This is a genomic window from Lacticaseibacillus rhamnosus, assembly GCF_900636965.1.
GTDB classification, from domain to species: domain Bacteria; phylum Bacillota; class Bacilli; order Lactobacillales; family Lactobacillaceae; genus Lacticaseibacillus; species Lacticaseibacillus rhamnosus.
This window is the reverse complement of sequence record NZ_LR134331.1, coordinates 2,878,197-2,899,667: the sequence shown is the minus strand read 5'-3', so window position 1 is coordinate 2,899,667 and position 21,471 is coordinate 2,878,197. Positions and strand designations below refer to the sequence as shown.

Sequence of the window (21,471 nt, the reverse complement as noted above, 5' to 3'; positions counted from 1 at the left end):
GCAATAAAGGTCGATTCCATCGATTTTAGTCATGAACCAGAATCATAGCGCCCCGAAGCAACCAGCTTCGACAGTCCATGGGTTATGCGCCCATGGCCCAATGCGAATCGTCCGAATACGATTCAACATTTCGGCGGCGGCACTTACGACTGGTTCAACATGACTCGGCACTCCCCAGTTTTCGTTGCCCACCGCAACCTCTATTTCTTGGTGGTGTATTTAAATGTCAAAAACGAGTGTAGCGGAACGGGAACGGAATGTCAATTTTTGTGGAGTAATCGTAATCGCTAACTTGGTTTTTGTGCGATCAGAAGTTTATTTAAGAAAAGTTTGGACAAAAAGAAGTCTCCGCAGTAGAATTAAATCGAACGTGTGTTCTGTTTAATTCGATGACAGACGTGTCACCTTAAAATTTGTAAAAGAGATTTTTAAAATGGCAGATGAAGCGGTACTAGCCGTTCAAAAATGGCTTAATAAAACGTATAGCAGTGTTTCTGGTTTCACGACAGCGCCCGAGAACGGACAAACTGGATGGCCCACTATTTATAGTTTGCGGATGGGGCTACAACATGAAATTGGTATTAGCGCTATTGGTGAAGGATTTGGCGATGCAACCAAGACAGCATTAGCTTCGGTGGTAGGCAGTTTGAAGCCCGGTTATAAGGGCAATATCGCCCAGCTCATTCAAGGCGCCTTCTGGTGTAAAGGCATCAATCCTGGTAGCGACTTTAATCAGGACTTTTCTGATGCAACAGAGCAAGCTTTCAAAACACTACAGCAGAATGCGGGTATTACCGCAAATGGCGTAGTTACAGTTAATCTTATGGCGGCATTGTTCGATATGGCTGCATTTACCTTGGTTACTGGGGGATCGGAGAAGGTTCGGTCAATGCAGCAATATCTTAATGGACGGTTCAGTAATAACATTGGCATTCTACCTTGCGATGGCATCTATCAACGTGACACTAACACAGCTTTGATTTATGCATTGCAAAGAGCTGAAGGGATGGCTGCTGATGTTGCAAATGGTATCTATGGGCAGAAGACAATTGACAATTGCCCTGTTTTATCTGAGGGATCAACAGATACTGACGCCGTTCGCATCCTACAATACGGTCTGTTAGTAAATGGTTTCACAGACATTCCGACTAATGGCCAATTCACCAGTGCAGTTGGCGATGCAGTGGCTGCCTTTAGCACAATGATGAACCTGGAACCAACCACAGGAAGAATCGCTGGTAATCGGGTTATTAAGGGCCTATTAACTAGCAATGGTGATACAACACGCGATTCAATCGCTTGTGACACATCTAAGCAACTGACGAGTTCTGATGTTGCATTGTTACGTAAATATGGTTTCAGCATTGTCGGGCGATACCTAAAGGGGGCAGTAGGGAATGCTTTTACTCCTAAGAATTTGACTGCGTCTGAGATTAAATCAATTACCGATGGCGGTATGAGCATTTTTCCAATCTATCAAGATGGCGGCGCCGACATTAAATATTTCACCGAAACTCAAGGTGTGCTTGATGCAATGACGGTTGCTTCAACTGCACGAGTTCTTGGCTTTCCTAATAGCACTATTATCTACTTTGCTTGTGATGTTGACATTCTGGAAGGCGATATTGAGGCAACTGTGGTCGCTTATATGCGGGGTGTCAATTCAGGGCTTGCCAAATCAGGCTTTCGTGCTGGAATCTATGGCACGCGAAATGTTTGTGCACATGTCTTAAAAGCGGGATATGCGGTGCGCTGTTTCGTATCCGATATGTCAACGGGCTATTCAGGTAATTTAGGTTATGCAATGCCGTTAAACTGGAGCTTCGATCAATTTATTGAGTACAGCATTGGTGACATTCCAATTGATCAGGTTGCAACGGATGTCAAAATTAGTGATCCGGGCACGAAGACATTCACGCCTGGTGCCTTACCGGACTCAGCAAAAGTAGTTGTTGCTAATGACTTGATGAATGGCTTGATTGACGATTTGGTAAATTTCTCAGCAGGCAAAGATTACATGTTTCCAATGCCGAGCCCAGGTGTAATCGCTACTTGGTCAGTAGATTTTACGGCTGGGAACGGCCCTATTGGTATTAAAGATGGCAAACTGGATAGTGTAGCATTGCAGAAAAAATTCGAGTCGAATTTTGGAAACATTAAAGATGCAACCAGTTATCAAGCTGTAATTGATCAGTCGAAGGTAATACAAGTGGGGGCAAAGATTTCGCAAGGGTCAATCGACTACTCAATTAAAACAGACCAAATTGGGACAGTAGAGTTAGATATCACCGTAAACGTTATCAAAGCTAAAAAGCTTTCAAATGTTGATGTGAATATTGCGGTTAACTGGAAGATCAAATTTATGCCTATCTATTGGCAGAATCATCCTGAGGTTAAGGTCGCCGAGCGTCCAGTGTTTTCAACAGGTTTTTCCTTAGATTTAGCTGGAAATATGGGAACAAACTATCTTTCGGCGGCAACAAGTTTGGTCGCGACAGCGGTGATTGTTGGCGGGGCGCTTATTTTAGTGTTTGCCTAACAAAAGATAGGTTGGTGTGATACGGGAAGTTGAAAGAGGAGAATAATTTACTGAATTGAAAAACATGAAAATGCAAAAAAGCATTGCTAGTAGAAATAATAATCCGACTATGTTGGCCTGATTTCGGCGGATGCTTGCACTTGGTTTAGCAGAATCAAAGAAATCACAAAATTTTAGTTTGTATTTCTGTTGATGATACGCCTTAATTTGGCGTATCATTTTTTGCTGATCAGTTAGCTGGGCTAGGATCAAACTGATGATTCCAATTAACATGAAACAAATGGTAATGGCAATTAAGCCTAGATTAATTTGGTTTGAGAAATTATTCAGGTTTTTGAAAAAGAGAAATAAGCCAATAAAATAGCAACCAATCCCTATAAACGTGGTGAATTTAAACGCTTGTGATAAGCGGGCAATTTGATCATCTTCGGTTTCTAGGAATCTATACGGATTATGGAGGGGATCACCAAATGCTTTCGTCAATAGTCTGTCATGGAGCTTAAACTTGTGCCGGATAAAGAGTGAATAAAAGGCACAGCAAAAGCTTGCGATGAGAAACAGTATGGCATAAATAACCCAACTATATAGTGAAAACATAGAAACGTCACTACCTTTCGAGCGATATCAAAAAATAACGGGAAGCAATTTTCTGATGGTAACAAAGTCTGCTTTTACCATTCAAAGAGTCTTTTGGAGTATGTCAATTGTCAGCATCTGTAACTTTAATGAAGACAATGATTTAAAATTAAGAACGTCAGGGAAGCTTAAAGGCCGAACCAAAATCAAGAGAATACACCAGGCGGACAGTGTCAGGAATAATATTGATCCAAACTAATACTGTGAAGAAATCCTCTAGAAATGTCTAAATAACAAGAATAGATTGCCATACTCAAAGGAAGTTTGACAGTTCGTAGCAGTGAACTCAATTCACCGTGAAAAAATTACCCAACATTTTGGTGGATAGTTTTAACGGGATAGAGGCTGCGTTAGATCAATAAAGAGGCAGAAAAAGGAAACTATCAAGAGGGCCGAACTGGTCATTCCCAGAGTAAACAGTCTCATGCTAATCAAAGGCTGTTTTGATCCGAAGAAATCCTTAATCGGAGCAGTTAGTGACTCTTTCGCTTTAAGATGTTGGTACTCCATAATTTGGAGTATCAACTTTTTTTTGCTAGTCGATTGAAGAAGAATATCAAATACCAACGTTAAAGACACAGCACATAAGGCGAAGGGAGCGGTTCTTATTAAAGGATTCCGGTTAATGAGTTCCAAAAAAATTGAAAGAAAGAGGGCCAAGCTAATGAGGTAACCGAGTCCAATAATAACCAGCATCATTCTTTGCAAATACGCCAATTTGCCTATTTTAGAATTATTTTGTTCTCTGAATCGAAAATAACTATCATCGGAACTTTTGAAAGCCTTTTTTATACTAATATGATTAATCCTAAACTTTTTCCTTAAGTATCCAGAATAAACTGAAAGACAGATACTGAGAAATAGGGGGAAAATCGCCATTATTAACCAATTTACTGAAAAGGACAAGAGCATATCACTCGCTTTCAAGTTGGTCCTCGAGAAGACAGGGGTGCGGAAGCAACACTAGCATGCAGTGGTGTTGTTGTCGATCATAACACATCGTCACTCAATACAAGTACTAAGCCAGAAAAAGTAAGTGTAAATGCAGAGTTAATGAAGGTTAGGGATTGCTAGAAGCATAACAGTCGCAAAAATAGCGCTCCATAGACAAACTAGGTTGATAATGCTTAGGCTAAGGATACGAAAACCGACAGACGGCGCTTGACTGTCAAAAAAACTTTGAATCGGCATCGCGAAGGTTACCTTATGTTTTATTTGTTGATAATGCTTTATCTGTAATGTCATTTTTTTCTGAGCGATGACGTTAAAAAGAATCCCTAGTCCAACAGTAAAGGAAGTCACAATGATGGTTGGCCAAGGATCATCAATTGAATTATTGGAAATGACCTCTGTGATGGTCATAATTAAAAGAACGAATGTAGCAATATCGGTAAGTATAAAAAGAAGCAGCGTCACCTTTGACCAAGTTATTAACTGGCGTATCTTAGAATTGCTTTGTTTTCCAAATTGAAAGGGATTAGTTGGTGAATTACTAAAGGCCTTTTTCAGACTGTACGGATTGTAGTGAAACTTACGACGCAAATAAAACGTATAAACGGAAAGACTCCCACTTCCTAAGAGTAGCAACCAGATAAACGGAAACCAGTTTTCTACAAGGCCCAAAATTATCACACCCCTCTACGCGATTTCTTAATGTAAATGAGCACAAGTTGTTGATAAAGTGAATAACGGTGGTGCTAATCATAGCACGTATAGCGTTAGTTAGAATGTTAGAGGCGAAGTATTTTAACTTTTCTCTATACATGAAGGTGACAGCTGGCAAGGCTGAGACATTGTTAACCGATAATTAAAAGTTCAAGTTGGCAGAGTTAAGGTGCTAGAGTTAAGGTGCTTTATTACAATGCTATAGCTTCTGCTAAAGCCATGACGCATCGCTGCGAAGCTTAACCAACATTTGAAGAGTCATAGCCAGAGTTTAAGTCTGGGCAGCAATCGCTTTTACATATATGCGACTAAGAGCCTGAGCGAAAGTAGTAAAAAAGTTCCCAACGCTGAAACAAAAGCTTGTACGAGCCACCTCTTTTTGGACTTAAAAAGGCTTACCAAGGTTCCTTTCTTTGCATAGGAGATAGTTGCAACAACATTAGCAACAAAGACCACGATGCACATAAAGATAATTGCGGAAAAAGTCCATAATGTTTCACCGGTGATGAACAAGCTCATAAAAGCGCTATACGGGCCGGCAAATAGACAAGTCTTTATGAAACAGTATGCCAAGGGACGCATCTTGAGGGCGGGGTTTCTGGTGCTTAAAAAAGAAATCCAGGTTTGCGATTCGCTCATGGCTATTCTCCTTCGTTTTATTGGTGTAAACGGTGTCACACTTGATTAAAACATATCATCAGGAAGATACAAGCAAAAAGATATTTTGAAAAAATGGCAAAACGTGTTAAATTTGTTTAATAAAGTTCTCATAAAAGGGTCGGGTGCTGATGACGGAGGAAGCTATCAAAATCGGGGCCTATTTACGTACTTTGCGTCTCGAGGAAAATGATTCATTAGAAGAAATAGCGGCTGGGATCACAACGGCCGCTACTTTGTCACGGTTTGAACGCGGCGAGACACAGCTTAGTGCCGCTGTGGTTTTGAAACTGTTGACTCGATTTGACCAAGACGTGGCCTCGATTCAGCAAGGGTATCGGGCGCTCAATCAGGAGAACTTTTTTCAAGAAGTGGAACGGGCAACGGTGGCCGGCAAGTCGGCACTGCAGGCGTTGGCGCAGAAACAGTACCAGCTTTGGCGGCAAACGGGATTTATCTTTTATCGCCTGAATCAGATCAATATTTTGGCCCATAATGAATTTTCCGATCCGAGCTTTCAGACCACCACGAAGATGAAGCATGATGTGATCAAGTATTTAAAGCGGATTCGGCATTGGGGCTTGTATGAACTGGATCTTTTTGCGGCTACCTTGATGCTTTATGACAGTGAGCAGTTGGTTAATTTGGTGACCGGAATGGTTTTGGACTTGCCTGATACTAAAAGTCATCCGGTGCGGGATCAGTATTTGTGGGCTATTTTGACGAATAGTATTGCCTTGTTGATTCATCGCCGTGAGTTTGCGGATGCGACCCGTCTGTGGCATATTGCGATGAACTTGGCAATACCGCCGGACGATCTTTATTCGCGGTTGATGCTGAGTTACCAGCATCAACTGCTGATGTATCATCGTGGTCAGCATCGGGCAGCCAAAGCCGAGATCGAAAAGTTGTTGACGACATTGGCGTTATTAGATTCGCCTTTTTTTGCGCAATTGTTGACCAAAAGTTGGCAGCGGTTTCTTGAAGAGGAGGTGCGTTCGAATTGACAATTGGCAAACAGTTTAAGTTGATGCGAAAGGAACGTAAACTTACGCTAAAAGAGGCCGCTGGCGATATTTTATCGGTGTCAAGTCTGTCAAAATTTGAAAATGACACGTCTCAGTTGGCCGCTGATCGGTTTTTCCTGTTGCTGGATCGCTTGAACTTGGATTGGGATACCTTTACCCAGCCACAGTCCGATAATAAGCGGCCGTTTTTACACCGTTATTTAGTAGCTGTTCGACACGGGGATGTGCAGACGCTGGCCGGAATCTTGCGGCAATTGCCATTAGCGAACACGAATCAGCGGCTGCTTTTGCACCTGACTCTGCACAACCTGGCACCGGAGCGATTTTCGATTCTGGCTCGTGAACAAATGCAGGCAAAGACGTTATTGTTAAAAACGGCGGCCTGGTCATTGTTATTACGCTTGATTGCTCTGCAGCTAGCTGCGGTGGTTCCTTTAAGTGATTTAGCGCAGTTGACGCATGCATTTTCGGTTCAGGTGCAAAGCCCGAATACCCCGCAAGATCACTTGAATCTGGCTAACCGGACTTTTTTGACCGCAATGCTGCGTTATATTGACGCGGGACGGCGAAAAGAAGCACAACAGACACTGGCCTTCATTAGACAGGCAACGGTTGGTGATTTAGGGGTTGAATTTCAGATTGCGTGCACCAAACGCTTATTGATGATTGATGCCCCTGATCGCCGAGTTTCGATGCGCGGCCAACAGGAACTTGACGCGTTAATTGCCATGCTGCAGAAGATTGCAACGCCGGAATGGACCTCATCCTGGCTGCCGGCGCTGGAAGCACTGGCAGAAGCAAAACGCTGTGGCAAGGATGCTTAAAGCTGCGTTATGAAACAGTGTTTAGATCAAGCGTGACGTGTCAGTATCAAAGTGAGTGTTTACAGTTGAAAAGGACGTACTGCCGAGAGGATGGCGAGTGCGTCCTTTTTGGTGTGATATTGTGTTCCACGTGAAACGTTGTCAAGAAAACGGGGCTTTTGGGTGTTAACCACTGCTCACAGAAAAAGTGCGCTACTTTCAGGATCTGCAATGTTTTGATGAATAAATTTTAATAAATAACGCAACCATCGTTCCTGCCGCGGTTGATCCAAAATGTGTTCCAAACTAATGGCTTGCTGGCACAATTCAAAACCGGCAGCTGTTTGGCCGGCGACGGCTTGATACCAGCCACGAAGGAATAAAAGCAGTGCTGAATTGGCTAGATCATTGGCGTCATACAAAAGCCGTTCTGCAGTGGTAAGTGCTTTTTTGGCATCCGGCAGCTGGCGGGCATTGATGAAGACCGTAAAGGCTGAAAAGAGGGTTTTGACACGCAAAGTTCCGATTTGATTGAACGCGCGATATTTTTCGGAGCGCTTGATCGCCAGCGGTAAAAGATTATGGATCGTCTTACTAGGCAAAGCGACCATCAGATGACGAAACCAATACAGTTCAAAGTAATTCCAGACTTCAACCGTGTACAAGTAGCTGACCACGGGTTTGGCAAGCGCTTGCAACTGGGCCATCGCATCTTCAACATTTGTAAATGGCGATGGCTGTTCAGGCGGCTTAACCCGATCAATCATGGTCAAGCGAAAAATTCGAATGGTGATAAATTCGAACTGGGTTTGGCGATTGTGATCCTGAGCGTAACGTTGCTGCCAGATTTTCTCTTGCTTAAGTAAATAGCGATAGTCGGCCAATGTTGGTTCTTCAGAGCTAAAGCGATCCTGAAAAGCAAGTACCGCTTCAAAATCGCGATGAATTAACGTGTTGTACGTGAACTCCGAATCCTTGAGCGGCGGGACAATTCCGGCTTGAAGATCGCGAATGAAAAGAAACTCTTCCACTGACATATTGATACGGAAGAGCAGGTGACTGAGCCGGGAAAAGCTGATATTGGATTTGCCTTGTTCAAATTTACTAATAAACGCAATGGAATTCTGATCGTCTGCTACTTGTGCCAAGGTTTGGTGGTGATTAAGACGCAATTGGCGAAAAACGGCGCCATCAGTTGGATCGATTTTTTCTACCATAGTGGAATTTCACCTCGATGTTATTCTAAGCCGCCTACACTCAAAGTACAAACAAGTTCATCACGCAGTACAAAAAGGAGTGTGGTCGTCATGCATGAATACATGAACAATCATGGCTATCGGGCCATCTTAAACGCCAGTCTATTAAGTGGCATTGGTGATAGCCTATACAATATCGTTTTCATTATCTACGCCGCTACAATGCCATTCAAAAGTTTGGCGGTTACCTTAGCCGCCATGGCGACAAGTTTGCCGACGATGCTGTCAATGATCACCGGCAGTCTCGCTGATCGGACGCAAGCCAAAACCCGCCATATGGTAGCCGCGCGGATCGGGCAGATGTTGCTTTTCTGTGGTCTGGCCGGGATGATCGTGTTGCCTGCAAGCCTACCGTTATTCTTAGGGTTACTTGCCATCAACATCATATCCGATACGTTGGGGCAATATGGTAACGGTTTAACCTTGCCAATCTTGCACCGCTTGATTCCGGCTAAGGAACTGAATACGGCGATTAGTTTTCAGAGTGCAACAGGGACGACCGTGCAAATGGTCTTTCAGGCAGTGGGCGCCAGTCTGATTGTTCTGCTGGATCACAACTATGCACTGTTTGGGGCCATCAATGCCGTGACTTTTTTACTGGCAGCGGTTGTCTTGATCCGGCAAAATAAACGACTCAAGCAAGCCGAACCGCCTGTTGCAACCCACGTTCATCAACCGATTTTTAAAAACATCCGCAACGTGATCCGATTTCTGACAACGAATCACTTCTTGTTGGCAGTGATTATCTTTGCGATGCTGGTTAACACACTGGGCTCATCCGTTGACGGTTTGATGTCAGTCACGCTGGTTCAACAACCGATGATGTGGCTGCGCAATTTCGGGACAACTGTTGCGATCATGAACATTATCTTTTCAGTGGGACTGATTCTGGGGGCGCTATTTGCAAAAGACGGCCTGCAGCGGCTGAGCACCTTTAAGCTGTTAGGGTTGTTGATGGCGGCCATGATCGGTTTAAGTTGCAGCTTCTTTCTTCTGCGGTCACTTTGGGCAGCGATGATCTTTAGTTTTGCAACCGCCTATCTTATGGGCAAAATCAATCCACGGCTTTCAACAGTGATGATGCGACTCGTTCCGGAGCGGCAGATGGGGACGACAGCCGGGGTCATTAATCTCGTCGCGCTACTCGGGATGCCAGTGGGACAAGTGGTATTCTTCACAATTGCCAATGTCGTGAGCGCCGCAGTTAGCTGGATGGTCATGGCAGGGTTATCACTTATACAGTGTTTAGCACTTTTGGTGATGGGTAACCGCATTGCCGATCCGATATTTACCGATTTTGAAAGCGATCCCTCTAAGGCCTAGGGAACCTTTGCGATAATTGGTATCTACCAATTAGACCGATTTTAAAAAAATCTTTTTTGAAGCGTACTTGCAATGTATACGCTTCTTTTTTAGGTTTGTTTTTGAGTGAAAATGCTTGCATAGCTGTGCCCGGGACGTCATACTAAGCTATTGGGAAGCCTTGTTTTTTAAATTATTTTTGTTTTTAGCAGATATTATTTTCGAGGCAACCACAAATTTTTAGGAGGCGTAAAAATGGTCGGAATCATTCTTGCTAGTCACGGCCAATTCGCTGCTGGCATCAAGCAATCCGGTCAAATGATCTTCGGTGAGCAAGAAAAAGTCGAAGCTGTGACCTTCATGCCCGATGAAGGACCAGATGACTTGCACAAGCATCTCGAAGACGCGATCGCTAAGTTCGACCCAGATGACGAAGTATTGTTTTTAATCGATCTATGGGGCGGATCACCGTTTAACCAGGCAAACTCGATTTACGAGGAGCACAAGGATAAATGGGCGATTGTGACCGGGCTTAACTTGCCGATGTTGATTGAAGCATATGGCTCGCGACTTTCGATGGATTCTGCACAAGACATCGCTGCGCATTTGCTCGATGCCGGACGTGACGGAATCAAGATCAAGCCGGAAGCACTGGATAAAGTGAAGAAACCAGCTGCTCAGGCTGCTGCACCAAGTACGGCTAATGCTGGTCAACCGGGTTCATTCCAATACGTTTTGGCGCGGGTTGATTCACGTTTGCTGCATGGTCAGGTTGCAACGACCTGGACCAAGACAACGAACCCAACACGGATTATCGTTGTTTCTGATTCAGTTGCCAAAGACGAACTGCGGAAGAACCTGATTAAGGAAGCAGCTCCGTCTGGCGTTAAGGCGCATGTTGTGCCAATTGATCAGATGATTAAGCTGGCCAAAGATGATAAACACTTTGGCGGCCAGCGCGCATTGCTATTATTTGAAACACCGGAAGACGCCCTTCGCGCAATCGAAGGCGGCGTTCCAATCAAGGAACTCAACATTGGTTCAATGTCACATTCAGTGGGTAAAGTTCAACCTAACAAAGTGCTAGCATTTGATCAGAAGGATATCGATACCTTCCATAAGCTGGCTGATGATGGTGTGAAGTTTGACGTTCGCAAGGTGCCATCTGATCATCCGGATGACATGAATGCAATTTTGAAGAAAGCACAAGACGAACTGAATGCGCAGAAGTAATTTTTGAAACGGAGGAAGAAGACTCATGACTTTGAATTTTATTCAAATCATTCTGGTCCTCATCGTGTCATTCCTTGCTGGTATGGAAGGTATTTTGGATGAATTCCACTTCCATCAGCCAGTTATTGCGTGCACGTTGATCGGACTTGTGACCGGCAATCTGGCCCCATGTTTGGTACTGGGTGGCCAATTACAAATGATCGCTTTAGGCTGGGCTAACATTGGCGCGGCCGTTGCACCAGATGCTGCATTGGCCTCAGTTGCATCAGCTATTATTCTAGTTCTTGGCGGTCAGGGTACTAAAGGTGTTAGTTCAGCGATTGCGATTGCGGTTCCGCTGGCGGTTGCCGGTTTGTTGCTGACCACCTTAGTACGTACCTTGGCAACTGCGATCGTTCATATCATGGACCGTGCTGCTGAAGAAGGTAGTTTCGGTAAAATTGATTTCTGGCAATGGGTCGCGATCTGCATGCAGGGCTTGCGGATTGCGATTCCTGCAGGCTTAATTCTTGCTGTTGGTGCCGGCCCAGTGCGGGCATTGCTTGAACAGATGCCTGATTGGTTAACGACTGGTCTTGGCATTGGCGGGGGCATGGTTGTTGCTGTCGGGTACGCTATGGTTATTAACATGATGGCGACTCGTGAAGTATGGCCATTCTTTGCGATTGGGTTTGTGCTGGCAACAGTTAAAGAAATTACCCTGATCGGCCTTGGTGCTATCGGTATTTCACTGGCACTGATTTACTTGGCATTGTCCAAGCAAGGCGGCGGCTCAGGTAATGGCGGTTCGAATAGTGGTGCCGGTGATCCTGTCGGCGACATTATTGATAATTATTGAAAAGGAGGTTGACAAACATGGCTGAAGAAGTTCATATCACAAAAGGCGACCGAATTAAGGTTTGGTGGCGGTCAACCTTCCTTCAAGGTTCTTGGAACTACGAACGTATGCAAAATGGTGGCTGGGCTTATACCTTAATTCCAGCACTGAAGCGTTTGTATCATACTAAGGAAGATCGTTCCGCTGCTTTGAAGCGGCACTTGGAATTCTTTAACACCCACCCATATCTGGCTTCACCGATTCTGGGTGTTACGATGGCACTGGAAGAAGAACGTGCTAATGGTGCCCCAATTGACGATAAAGCCATTCAGGGTGTCAAAGTCGGGATGATGGGTCCGCTGGCTGGTGTCGGCGATCCAGTGTTCTGGTTCACGGTTAAGCCAATTATCGGTGCGTTAGCCGCATCCATGGCGATGGCCGGCAATCTCTTAGGGCCAATTTTGTACTTTGTTTTATGGAATGCGATTCGTATGGCCTTCCTATGGTACACGCAGGAATTTGGCTATAAAGCAGGTAGTAAGATTACTGAAGACTTGTCAGGTGGCTTGCTTGGTGAAGTTACGAAGGGTGCCACAATCCTTGGTATGTTTATCCTAGGATCACTGGTTAACCGCTGGGTATCCGTCAAGTTCACCCCGGTTGTTTCAAATGTTCCAAACCAAAAAGGTGCTTACATTGACTGGAGTTCATTACCAAGCGGAAAAGCTGGAGTTCAAAAGGCTTTAGAATTACAATCTCAAGGCTTGTCACTGACTAAAAACAAGGTTACGACCTTACAGGATAACTTGGATAGCTTAATTCCAGGTTTGATGGGCTTACTGCTTACCTTGTTCTGCATGTGGTTGCTGAAGAAGAAAGTTTCTCCAATCATTATCATTCTTGGTCTGTTCGTCGTCGGGGTTGTCTTCCACGTCATCGGCTTGATGTAAGATCAACCACCAAAAGTCGAACCAAGACTTCAAAAGCTCAGACACAAAGTCTGGGCTTTTGTTTTATAATGGAGAGCGTGAGCAGGAGCGTTTAGCAATCGGAGTGTAAGTGGCCTCAAGTCTAAATGGCTGGGCTTTGGCCATTTAGACTTGAGGTCCTTACACGTAGATTGCTGCGACTGCGACTGCGAACGCGTTTTGGAGGGTAAGTTTAAACTTCGCCACAAACGCATTTTGGCGAAAGTCTCTCCAAAACCAATAAACCCAACAAGCAAGGCACATCAGCAAGCACAGTCAACTTCAGTTTAAAAGGATGGCAAAAAATGGTTCAATCAATCAACACCAAATCCGAGTTAGTGATTGAAGGTACGGCCTTTATGGGAATGCCGGCCTATGGCAAGATCATGATCGGTGATAAAGGATTCGAATTTTTCAATGAAAAAAACGTACGTGACTTCTATCAGATTCCGTGGAATGAAGTGGACTGGGTCATTGCTTCCGTCATCTTCAAAGGTAAGTGGATCCCGCGCTTTGCCATTAAAACCAAAAAGAATGGGACGTATACGTTTGCAGCGAAAGATCCTAAGCGGGTTTTACGTGCCATTCGGGTGCACATTCCCGCCGAGCGAATTGTTAAGTCGTTAACTTTCTGGCAAGTCGTAAAGCGCGCCTTTACACGCAAGAAGTAGCAACGATCCCAGGCGTATAAGACAAAAAACAGCTCACAGGACTTCTTTTTTGAAGGCTGTGAGCTGTTTTTTATGGAGCGGTTTATTTTCACTGCTGGAAATCAGCAAGCGTCGGTTACTTTGTTTTGAAGTTTTTGAACAACTCATTGATCGATTCGTATTCTGCATCCCGTAGATCGACATCGAGCGCTTTAGCATTACTAGCGGCTTGTTCTGGCAGGCGGGCACCGGGGATGACAACGGCAATGTCGGGGTTCTTCATGTACCAAGCGAGCATAATCTGCGCAATTGTTGCTTGGTGTGCATCCGCAATGCCGTCAACTTCGCGAAGTGCGGCTAAAATTTCTTTGAATTCATCGGCAGAAAAGCGCTTCTTGAATTTGTCAGCATCATCAGGCCCATATTTACCGGTTAACAAGCCCGAGGCAAGGGGGAAGTATGGGACAAAGCTGATCTGATGCTCTTTTAGATAAGGGAAAAGCGTCGTTTCGGCATCGCGGTGGACAAGGCTGTAATGATCTTCCACGACATCAACTTGATCGTCTTGGTTGGCTTCTTTAATTTGATCAAGTGAGAAGTTGGAAACCCCGATAGCGCGAACTTTCCCGGCCTTACGCGCATTGGCAACTGCATTGACCGCCTCCGCCTTATCGGTTTTGTCATCCGGAAAATGAATGTAGAAGATATCGAGATAGTCGGTTTTAAGGCGCAACAAGGCGTCGTCAATTGCCTGCGTTAAGAACTTAGGATCGTTATTCGGTTTTAAATCTTGATGGGGATCTTGCGCGGCTTTGGTTGCCAAAATAATTTTTGCGCGGTCATAGCCTTGGATGGCCTGACCGATTAACGTTTCGGATTGGCCAAGACCGTACATATAAGCCGTATCGAGCATCTCAATACCATGATCCAGCGCCGTTTTCACAACCGCAAGTCCGTCTTCATCATGTAGATTCGGAAAAAGGTTGTGGCCGCCAACTTTATTGGTGCCTAAACCAAGTTTGCCGGTGACGACATGACTTTTTCCAATTGTTGTTGTGATTGCCATTTTGTGGCCTCCTCTTGTTGTCATTCAATGTCAGTTTAAGGAATACGCATTAATCGTGCAAGCGCTACCGATGATCACTGGGGGCGAAAATACTGTGTTTGGCGTTAATGATAAGTCCGGCACCAAACATGAATAGGGTCAACCCTACTGTGATCCATAATAACAGATTCCATGAGCCGGTGGTTGTTTGAATAAAACCATAAAGCACAGGGCCAACTGCAGCAAAGAGATAACCGAGACTTTGCGCAAAGCCGGATAGACTGGCTGTTTCGTACGCATCGGCGGTTTTCTTCTGGAAGAAGACGATACAGATCGCAAAAGCCGCCCCGGAAGCCACGCCCATTAGTAAGGAGAAGACCACATTCAACCCGAAGTTGGCCCCCGGGATGAGCACGCCCAAAGCCCCTAATACAAAACCGAGCATAATTCCCCAAACGCTATAGGCCATGCCATGACGCCGCTCTGCGATAAACGGAATCGACAGGGTTGCCGGCATGCCGCTCAACTGAAAAATTGTTGCCAGGTTGCCCGCAGCCAGTTGCGAAAAACCAGCCGCATGCCAAAGACTAGGAAGCCATGTCAGTAATGAGTAATAGAGAAAACTTTGTAAGCCGAAAAATAAAGCAATCCACCAGGCTAATAGCGAACGGGACACGCGCACATTTCGCCGACCGGTCGCGGCCTGATTTTTTATCGGTGCCAGGCGACGAAAGGCAAGGGCCCAGACCACTAAGCCGGCCACGCCAACTAAGGAGAAGGCAGCCATGGTGAACTTCATATGAAATTGTTGGTTCAACAGTCCTGCCAGTCCGGTTCCCAGCGATGCGACTAGCCCCATGGTAACGGTGTAGAGGCTGGTTTTGGCGCCAATCGACTGCGGGAACTGATCTTTGATGATCGCCGGCAGCAAGACATTGCCGCCTGAAATGCCAAAGCCGATGAGCAGCGTACCGATCACTAAGGCGATGAGACTAGGGATGATCCGCAGTAAGCTGCCAAGTAATAAAATAATGAGCGCAATAAGCAAGCTCCACTCATTACCGCGCCGATTTCCCATTTTGGCGATGAGTGGCGATGCTAATGCGAACATCAACAGCGGAATGGTGGTCAACATGCCAGCCATCGAAGCCGGTAACCCCAAAGTGCGTTCAATGGTGGGTAGCAGCGGCGGGATCATGGTAATCGGCAGGCGCAGATTCGCACCCACCAAAAGTATGCCCCATGTGAGCAAAGTTGTTGAATGGTTCTTTTCCATGCGTCTTTTTCCTCCTCAAAAATGTGCCCAGTGATTTTATGCTATCACTTTTTTCAGTGAAGGGGAAAAGATGCCGGGGTGAAGACGGTTCGTCAGTTCTTCTTGTGCGCCTGCCAAGGTTTGATGGTGAGCGCGATGGCAATGGCACCAAGGAGCGCTAATCCGGCCGCAACGAGCATCGCAATCTGTAAGCCGACCATGAAAAATTCCGGGTGGTTGGTGGGATAGGTCGTGACCCGGCGCGCTGCCAAGTGACTCATGGTGCCAAATAAGACCGTGGTTGCTACCGCGGTGCCGCTTACCATGCCGAGATTGCGGGCTAAGGCGTTAAAACTGCCGGCAATGCCAAGTTGCGCTTTTGGCACCACCGACATGACCACGTCGCCAATGGGGGATTGAAACAAGCCGCTTCCGATGCCGATCAAAAGCGTGCTGATGATATAGATAGTTAACGGGGCGTTGAGTTTGAGCGTGGCACCCAGCAGACTGCCGATTGCAATGAGTAGACTACCTAATAGCGCGACAGCAGGAACCTGCCATTTGTCCGCCAGCCATCCGCCTAATGGAGCAAAGAAGACCATCATCAACGGGTACAGCGACAACAGCGCCCCAGCCGCACCCGGTGTGAGCCTGCGCGCGTCTTCAAGGTAAAACGGCATCAAGACGGTACTAAAGAACTGAACCATGAAGATGAAGAAAACAGTCAAAACGCCGAGTGTAAAGATGCGGACGCGAAAGATACTCATGGGTAGTAGCGGGGCTGACTGATGACGCTCAAAGCCAAGAAATGCCATTAAGCTGATAACCGCCAACGCTAACGTGGCAAGAACGAGGGGATCACCAAAACCGCTTTGTTGCGCTAAGTTAAGTCCCCAGAACCCGCTGGCAATGGCGGTTGCTTGCAACACCATGCCGACGCCGTCATAAGCGCCGGGTTGGGGCCGACCATTGTCCATTGACCACAAGGAGATGCCTAGCGCGATCAAACCAATGGGCACATTAATCAGAAAAATCATCGGCCAGCTAAAGTGTGCCAGAATAAGTCCGCCAAGACTAGGCCCGGCAACCCCCCCCAGTGCGACAAAGGTGCTCACGACGCCCATTGCCCGACCGCGTTCCGCCAAAGCAAAGGTGGAAGTCACGATGCCATAAGTGTTCGCTAACGTCATCGCCCCACCCAGCGCCTGCACCATGCGGCCCAACATCAAAAAGTTAAAACCCAGATTAATCCCTGCCATTAAAGAGCCAAGCACAAAAGTCCCTGTGCCCCATTTGAAAATCCGGCGTTTACCAATGCGATCCCCGAGTTTACCAAAAGGCAGCAGCAAGGCACTTAAAACAATCAGATATAACGACACAGTCCATTCCATCCGGCTAGCGGAGACATGAAGGTTCTTGGCCATCAGCGGGATTGCAATGTTAACGATTGAACCGTCAAGATTCGTCATAAACGCAAAAAAGCCCAGCGCAATCAGTAACCACCAGCGTTTAGACGTGGTTGTAAGATGTTGCATATGAAATACCTCCGCGACCCACCCATTATTTATGTGGGAACGATATTTTGACTGATCTGGTTAGAACAAGGCGTATGCGAAAAGAGAAATCGGCCTTAGAGACATATTTCGTCTCTAAGACCGATTCAACCTGCAAATCCTTGTAGCACCTTAAACTAAGCGCCCAGATTGATGAAGTCGCCTGATTCAAGCATCAATTTAACAAAGTCCGGGACGGTCTCGGTTCGATTCCAGTCACGCTGCCACTCGCAAGCTAACTGGGCATTCGTGGTCAACTGGGCACCGGCTTGTTCGATGCGGCGCAATGCAGTTTCGTGCGCAATCGTTGATGTGCCACCGACTGCATCAACAACAGGAAAGACATGGAAGCCTTCTGCTAAAGCATCAAGGGTTGGAAAAGTCAGACAGGCTTCGGTCCATAAAGCTGCCATAACCAGATTCTTGCGGCCCGTTGCTTTGACTGCTTCAACAAAGTCCTGATCCTGCCACGCATTAATCGATGTTCGATCAATACTCGGCAGATCACCAAGGACTTTTTTCAGATCAGGAATCGTGTCCTTATTCCGACCGCTTTTGACGTTAACAGTTGAAAGGATGATCGGCACTTTGTAGACTTGAGCCAACTTGGCCGTCATCACCACATTTTGAATGAGCGTATGGTGATTCATCGAGCCAATCGACTCAACTTGGGTCGGTTGGTAATCAATTAAAATCAAAGCAGAATTTTCCGGGGTTAACAGCTGATCTGTCACGGGATCGCGACGTGGATAACTTGTCATGAAAAACACTCCTTAGTGGGCGTCAACTGCGAAAACGACAGCCAACAGGTAGGCGATTTAAACCCTCAGCCCAATATGCTGTTCGGTCCTTACTTGCTAGCTGCCGTACCAGTTAACGCAGTCTCATGAATGCCAATACTTACCAAGAACATCATTACGCCATCATTCTAGTCCGAAACAGACGAAAGCAGTAATATTTTGCCCTGAGGAGGTTATACAACGTCTTTAAACCAAAATTCCGAAGTGGGCTAAGGTTTCAGTCGGAATAGCGCGCTTGATCAGAGTTTCGCTTGTTAAGATCGGCCAGTATTCGACTGACGACAGTGTCTTGTGATTGATCAGCCTGAATCAAGTGCTCATTGGGGACACCCAGATAGTCATGCGGTCGAAACCACCGATGCATAGCCTCTGCGCCAAAAGCGGCTGCTTTCGGGCGGTGGGCGTGGCGTCGGAGAGTTTCGTCAAACGATAGATCAAAGTAGTAAACCAGACTTTGATCGGCAGTGTTCATGAGCGCTTTAAGCATTTGGCCATAGCGAGCCGCACTTAAGATACCCTCAACAATCACGATTTGTTGATGAGAAAACCCAAAACGGGCAATCAGATCAATCAATTCAATGTTAGGACTATTGGGCTTATCCTTCTCGGCTAACATGTCGCGACGAACAACATCTTGAGAAATTAGCAGCGAGTTAGTCAAATGCTTACGTAAGGCCTTTGCGGTGGTTGTTTTTCCACTACCTGAATTACCTCGGAGGATAATAAGTTGTTTCATCAATCGAAGTACCCCGTTTCGCCAGCAATAAAATGGGCCAATGCGGCACGATGCTGCTGATTAAAAAGCCGCGGTGCCTCGCTTGGCGCAAAGTATTGCAACTGTTCAGTTTCGTCGTTATCGGCACTAAGCTCGCCGCCTAATTGTTTCACGAGAAACACCGGACAAAGCCATTGCGCAACATCGCCATTGGGATAAGTAAGGGTGAGGTCACCATCAACCCCGAGCAAAGAAACAACCTTGACCGTTAAGTTCGTTTCTTCTTTAAACTCACGAATCATGGTCTGTGCCGGCGTTTCACCATACTCAATGGTGCCACTGATAAGACCCCATTGACCTTTAAAATCGCTACGTTGCTGAAACAAAACCCGTCCCGCTTCGTCAGTCAAAATACCAATAACCCCAGCCATAATCAGTGGCGTATGGCCAACTTTTGCACGAATCTGTTTAATATAATCTGCCAAGGGAAAACCTCCTAAAAAAAGTAAGCGCGAACCGACGCGGTTAGAAACCGGAGCATAAGTGGCCTTGGTCGTAATGGCCCGGTTTTGGCCATTACGACCAAGGTCCTTATGTGCAGGTTTCTGCGCCGGTGAGCGCGTTATGGGCGTAAACCAGAACATAAGCGGGCATAAGCGAGCTGCCCGGTTTTGGCCATTACGACCAAGGTCCTTATGTGCAGGTTTCTGCGCCGGTGAGCGCGTTATGGGCATAAACCGGAACATGAGCGGCCTTAAGCGTGACAACCGGGTTTTGGCCATTGCGCTTAAGGTCCTTACACGCAGGTTTCTGCGCCGGTGAGCGAGCACCACCTGCAGCACCCAAAACACAAATCACCAAACCTAGCTACAGCATACGCCAACCAGCCTACAGGTTAAATATGGTCTAACACCAGCACCAAATAAGTGTCATACTAAAATTTAGATTAACATAGATACAACTTGGATTATTTCCCGGGCAATAATTGTGGTATGTTGTTAACAAACATAAAAGAGGAGTGCTGAGGCATGACAGTAACGCTAAAACATTTTCAAACCGAGGATCTTGAAACGTTGTGGAAAGTTGCCTTTTCCGATCCCGATGCAGAATGGCACAAATGGAATGGACCTTACTTTAACGATAAAGTTCCGACACTGGAAGAGATGCAGGAGAATCAGGCTAATCAAACAGGGTACCAATGGGTGGCGAATCCTTTTGTCAATGGTATTTGGGTCGATGGCATTCTGGTTGGGGATGTATCTGCGCACTACGAAGATGGCGACTTGCAACGGTGGCTGGATTTAGGCATTGTGATTTACGATGAAACTTATTGGAGTAAAGGTATTGGCAAGCAGGCATTAGATCAGTGGATTGATCGTATTTTCGGACTCATTGATTTGCCACATCTGGGGATCACAACTTGGTCCGGCAACGAACGCATGATCGGCCTTGCCAAGTCTGTAGGAATGAAACAAGAAGCCCGCGTGCGGCAGGTTCGCTACTATCAGGATCGGTATTGGGATTCCGTGAAGTACGGCATCTTACGTGAGGAATGGCAAGCACAGCGTCAATCAAAGTAAAATAAAGCAAGCAAAGAGGCGACTTCAAGCGAGTCGTCTTTTTGCTTGCTTTGAATTTCTGGAGGTATCGATATATCGGAAATTAGACACAACAAATAAGCCTTTGCAGGTGACTACGGTGTGTTGTCAGGCCTCTTTTTCGGCTAACCGTTTGTACAGTGCGACAATTTCTCCGGCTAGGTCGCGGAAGGTAATGGCATTCATTAAATGATCCTGACTGTGAACCATGAGCAGGGTGACTTTGGCGTGGTCACCTTGCGCTTCAGCCGTGAGCATGCCGGTCTGGACGTTATGCGCTTCGGTGAGGAAATGATCCGATTCTTTTAGTTTATCGTCAGCCAGCTTGAAATCACCGGCCTTAGCAGCGTGAATGGCTTCAAAGGCTGAACTTTTGGCATTGCCGCCATTCATGATCAAGCCCATAACGGTTTCAAGATTTTGGTCGTCTTCTGGCATTAGGCTTCTGCTCCTTTGCTGTCATCAATGGCTTTAAGTGAAGCTTTTAACACTTTTTCACCGTTCATCAATCCGTAGTCCTGCATGTTGATGACACTAACCGGAATATCGAGGTCGCGTTTGAACTGACTTTCAAGATAACGGACTTGCGGGCCCAACATTAAGACATCTGGTTTTTCGCTTTCAAGCTTGTTGTCTGCATCAGAGGCAGCTGTAGCAAAAATATGAACCGAAAGTCCATCTTTTTCGGCGGCCTTTTGCATCCGCGTTACTAACATACTGGTTGACATACCAGCTGCACAAACTAACATGATCTTTTTTTCTGCCATAAAAATCGGCTCCTTTTTTAAAAAAATGTAATCGTTTTCCGTTTCATGTGCTATTATAATTCGTAGGTACAAATTTTACAAGCGCTTTCAGAACATTGTACCGTGCTCATTAACTTGTCAGGCTGCGGATCATGCCGTTAGCGCGCAATGGCAACTGCCCGTGGCTGATAGGTTTGAAAATAAA

General features: G+C 46.0%; 21 protein-coding genes and 1 riboswitch. Of the genes, 9 read left to right on the top strand and 12 right to left on the bottom strand.

From position 1 onward, the window contains the following. Positions 1–37 precede the first annotated feature (37 nt). Positions 38–211: riboswitch (Lysine riboswitch) on the bottom strand. 222 nt (positions 212–433) lie between these two features. Then, entirely contained in the window at positions 434–2,539 is a 2,106-nt protein-coding gene (locus EL173_RS14595; protein ID WP_005690597.1) for a glycoside hydrolase domain-containing protein, read from the top strand. Here EL173_RS14595 and EL173_RS14590 read toward each other — a convergent pair. The 3 genes from EL173_RS14590 to EL173_RS14570 all read right to left on the bottom strand — a co-directional run bounded on the left by EL173_RS14590 (position 2,525) and on the right by EL173_RS14570 (position 5,479). Next, a complete protein-coding gene (locus tag EL173_RS14590; RefSeq protein ID WP_005690599.1) occupies positions 2,525–3,136 on the bottom strand; it encodes a hypothetical protein in 612 nt (203 codons plus the stop codon). The two genes, EL173_RS14595 and EL173_RS14590, sit on opposite strands and share 15 nt — an antisense overlap. Positions 3,137–4,225: 1,089 nt before the next feature. Then, complete coding sequence (locus EL173_RS14575) at positions 4,226–4,798, bottom strand: hypothetical protein (protein WP_019728550.1); 573 nt, start codon at positions 4,796–4,798, stop codon at positions 4,226–4,228. A gap of 336 nt (positions 4,799–5,134) precedes the next feature. Next, positions 5,135–5,479, bottom strand: coding sequence for a hypothetical protein (locus EL173_RS14570; RefSeq protein ID WP_015764785.1), 345 nt, complete (start codon positions 5,477–5,479; stop codon positions 5,135–5,137). Between the two features lie 149 nt (positions 5,480–5,628). Between EL173_RS14570 and EL173_RS14565 the strand changes: the two genes are divergently transcribed. Together EL173_RS14565 and EL173_RS14560 are read left to right on the top strand one after the other, a co-directional pair. Further along, on the top strand, positions 5,629–6,504 hold the full coding sequence (locus tag EL173_RS14565) for a helix-turn-helix domain-containing protein (protein WP_005690608.1): 876 nt from the start codon (positions 5,629–5,631) through the stop codon (positions 6,502–6,504). After that, positions 6,501–7,349: a helix-turn-helix domain-containing protein gene (locus tag EL173_RS14560; RefSeq protein WP_005690610.1), complete on the top strand. Its 849-nt coding sequence runs from the start codon at positions 6,501–6,503 to the stop codon at positions 7,347–7,349. Before EL173_RS14565 ends, EL173_RS14560 begins: the two co-directional genes overlap by 4 nt. Positions 7,350–7,525: 176 nt before the next feature. Here the strand turns inward: EL173_RS14560 and EL173_RS14555 are convergent, their stop codons facing one another. Next, on the bottom strand, positions 7,526–8,545 hold the full coding sequence (locus EL173_RS14555) for an Rgg/GadR/MutR family transcriptional regulator (protein WP_005690612.1): 1,020 nt from the start codon (positions 8,543–8,545) through the stop codon (positions 7,526–7,528). A gap of 90 nt (positions 8,546–8,635) precedes the next feature. Here EL173_RS14555 and EL173_RS14550 point away from each other — a divergent pair, with 90 nt between their 5' ends. The 5 genes from EL173_RS14550 (at position 8,636) to EL173_RS14530 (ending at position 13,575) form a co-directional block, all read left to right on the top strand. Continuing rightward, positions 8,636–9,907, top strand: a complete 1,272-nt coding sequence (locus EL173_RS14550) for an MFS transporter (RefSeq protein ID WP_019728549.1) — start codon at positions 8,636–8,638, stop codon at positions 9,905–9,907. A 234-nt stretch (positions 9,908–10,141) separates the two neighbouring features. Then, positions 10,142–11,119 carry a mannose/fructose/sorbose PTS transporter subunit IIA gene (locus tag EL173_RS14545; RefSeq protein ID WP_005685036.1) on the top strand — a complete coding sequence of 326 codons (978 nt, stop codon included), beginning with the start codon at positions 10,142–10,144 and terminating at the stop codon, positions 11,117–11,119. A gap of 25 nt (positions 11,120–11,144) precedes the next feature. Beyond that, positions 11,145–11,957, top strand: coding sequence for a PTS mannose/fructose/sorbose transporter subunit IIC (locus EL173_RS14540; RefSeq protein WP_005685035.1), 813 nt, complete (start codon positions 11,145–11,147; stop codon positions 11,955–11,957). 17 nt (positions 11,958–11,974) lie between these two features. Next, positions 11,975–12,886, top strand: coding sequence for a PTS system mannose/fructose/sorbose family transporter subunit IID (locus EL173_RS14535; protein WP_005685034.1), 912 nt, complete (start codon positions 11,975–11,977; stop codon positions 12,884–12,886). 323 nt (positions 12,887–13,209) lie between these two features. Continuing rightward, a complete protein-coding gene (locus EL173_RS14530; protein ID WP_005685032.1) occupies positions 13,210–13,575 on the top strand; it encodes a DUF956 family protein in 366 nt (121 codons plus the stop codon). Between the two features lie 115 nt (positions 13,576–13,690). On the opposite strand, the gene EL173_RS14525 is transcribed toward EL173_RS14530, so the two are convergent. From EL173_RS14525 to EL173_RS14500, 6 genes are all read right to left on the bottom strand, one after another. Further along, a complete protein-coding gene (locus EL173_RS14525; protein ID WP_005712070.1) occupies positions 13,691–14,620 on the bottom strand; it encodes an aldo/keto reductase in 930 nt (309 codons plus the stop codon). A 64-nt stretch (positions 14,621–14,684) separates the two neighbouring features. Further along, positions 14,685–15,875, bottom strand: a complete 1,191-nt coding sequence (locus tag EL173_RS14520; protein ID WP_019728352.1) for an MFS transporter — start codon at positions 15,873–15,875, stop codon at positions 14,685–14,687. A 92-nt stretch (positions 15,876–15,967) separates the two neighbouring features. Further along, positions 15,968–17,389 (bottom strand): MFS transporter, encoded by a 1,422-nt coding sequence (locus tag EL173_RS14515; RefSeq protein WP_005690620.1) that lies wholly within the window; start codon positions 17,387–17,389, stop codon positions 15,968–15,970. 155 nt (positions 17,390–17,544) lie between these two features. After that, positions 17,545–18,168, bottom strand: a complete 624-nt coding sequence (locus EL173_RS14510) for a hydrolase (protein ID WP_005690622.1) — start codon at positions 18,166–18,168, stop codon at positions 17,545–17,547. Positions 18,169–18,424: 256 nt separating this feature from the next. Beyond that, entirely contained in the window at positions 18,425–18,943 is a 519-nt protein-coding gene (locus EL173_RS14505) for a kinase (protein WP_005690624.1), read from the bottom strand. After that, positions 18,943–19,407: an NUDIX hydrolase gene (locus EL173_RS14500; RefSeq protein WP_014571712.1), complete on the bottom strand. Its 465-nt coding sequence runs from the start codon at positions 19,405–19,407 to the stop codon at positions 18,943–18,945. The genes EL173_RS14505 and EL173_RS14500 overlap by 1 nt, the downstream gene beginning before the upstream one ends. 543 nt (positions 19,408–19,950) lie before the next feature. Between EL173_RS14500 and EL173_RS14490 the strand changes: the two genes are divergently transcribed. Next, complete coding sequence (locus EL173_RS14490; RefSeq protein ID WP_005690628.1) at positions 19,951–20,502, top strand: GNAT family N-acetyltransferase; 552 nt, start codon at positions 19,951–19,953, stop codon at positions 20,500–20,502. Positions 20,503–20,628: 126 nt separating this feature from the next. On the opposite strand, the gene EL173_RS14485 is transcribed toward EL173_RS14490, so the two are convergent. Both EL173_RS14485 and EL173_RS14480 read right to left on the bottom strand, forming a co-directional pair. Next, positions 20,629–20,958 carry a PTS lactose/cellobiose transporter subunit IIA gene (locus EL173_RS14485; protein ID WP_005685021.1) on the bottom strand — a complete coding sequence of 110 codons (330 nt, stop codon included), beginning with the start codon at positions 20,956–20,958 and terminating at the stop codon, positions 20,629–20,631. Then, complete coding sequence (locus EL173_RS14480) at positions 20,958–21,287, bottom strand: PTS sugar transporter subunit IIB (protein ID WP_005712085.1); 330 nt, start codon at positions 21,285–21,287, stop codon at positions 20,958–20,960. Before EL173_RS14480 ends, EL173_RS14485 begins: the two co-directional genes overlap by 1 nt. Between the last annotated feature and the right edge of the window lie 184 nt (positions 21,288–21,471).

What these genes read in the sequence shown, in the direction of transcription:
- EL173_RS14525 (WP_005712070.1), bottom strand. Translation starts at nt 14,620, where the DNA reads ATGGCAATCACAACAACAATTGGAAAAAGTCATGTCGTCACCGGCAAA.
- EL173_RS14520 (WP_019728352.1), bottom strand. Translation starts at nt 15,875, where the DNA reads ATGGAAAAGAACCATTCAACAACTTTGCTCACATGGGGCATACTTTTG.
- EL173_RS14515 (WP_005690620.1), bottom strand. Translation starts at nt 17,389, where the DNA reads ATGCAACATCTTACAACCACGTCTAAACGCTGGTGGTTACTGATTGCG.
- EL173_RS14510 (WP_005690622.1), bottom strand. Translation starts at nt 18,168, where the DNA reads ATGACAAGTTATCCACGTCGCGATCCCGTGACAGATCAGCTGTTAACC.
- EL173_RS14595 (WP_005690597.1), top strand. Translation starts at nt 434, where the DNA reads ATGGCAGATGAAGCGGTACTAGCCGTTCAAAAATGGCTTAATAAAACG.
- EL173_RS14535 (WP_005685034.1), top strand. Translation starts at nt 11,975, where the DNA reads ATGGCTGAAGAAGTTCATATCACAAAAGGCGACCGAATTAAGGTTTGG.
- EL173_RS14485 (WP_005685021.1), bottom strand. Translation starts at nt 20,958, where the DNA reads ATGCCAGAAGACGACCAAAATCTTGAAACCGTTATGGGCTTGATCATG.
- EL173_RS14480 (WP_005712085.1), bottom strand. Translation starts at nt 21,287, where the DNA reads ATGGCAGAAAAAAAGATCATGTTAGTTTGTGCAGCTGGTATGTCAACC.
- EL173_RS14550 (WP_019728549.1), top strand. Translation starts at nt 8,636, where the DNA reads ATGCATGAATACATGAACAATCATGGCTATCGGGCCATCTTAAACGCC.
- EL173_RS14490 (WP_005690628.1), top strand. Translation starts at nt 19,951, where the DNA reads ATGACAGTAACGCTAAAACATTTTCAAACCGAGGATCTTGAAACGTTG.
- EL173_RS14505 (WP_005690624.1), bottom strand. Translation starts at nt 18,943, where the DNA reads ATGAAACAACTTATTATCCTCCGAGGTAATTCAGGTAGTGGAAAAACA.
- EL173_RS14540 (WP_005685035.1), top strand. Translation starts at nt 11,145, where the DNA reads ATGACTTTGAATTTTATTCAAATCATTCTGGTCCTCATCGTGTCATTC.
- EL173_RS14590 (WP_005690599.1), bottom strand. Translation starts at nt 3,136, where the DNA reads ATGTTTTCACTATATAGTTGGGTTATTTATGCCATACTGTTTCTCATC.
- EL173_RS14570 (WP_015764785.1), bottom strand. Translation starts at nt 5,479, where the DNA reads ATGAGCGAATCGCAAACCTGGATTTCTTTTTTAAGCACCAGAAACCCC.
- EL173_RS14565 (WP_005690608.1), top strand. Translation starts at nt 5,629, where the DNA reads ATGACGGAGGAAGCTATCAAAATCGGGGCCTATTTACGTACTTTGCGT.
- EL173_RS14555 (WP_005690612.1), bottom strand. Translation starts at nt 8,545, where the DNA reads ATGGTAGAAAAAATCGATCCAACTGATGGCGCCGTTTTTCGCCAATTG.
- EL173_RS14530 (WP_005685032.1), top strand. Translation starts at nt 13,210, where the DNA reads ATGGTTCAATCAATCAACACCAAATCCGAGTTAGTGATTGAAGGTACG.
- EL173_RS14545 (WP_005685036.1), top strand. Translation starts at nt 10,142, where the DNA reads ATGGTCGGAATCATTCTTGCTAGTCACGGCCAATTCGCTGCTGGCATC.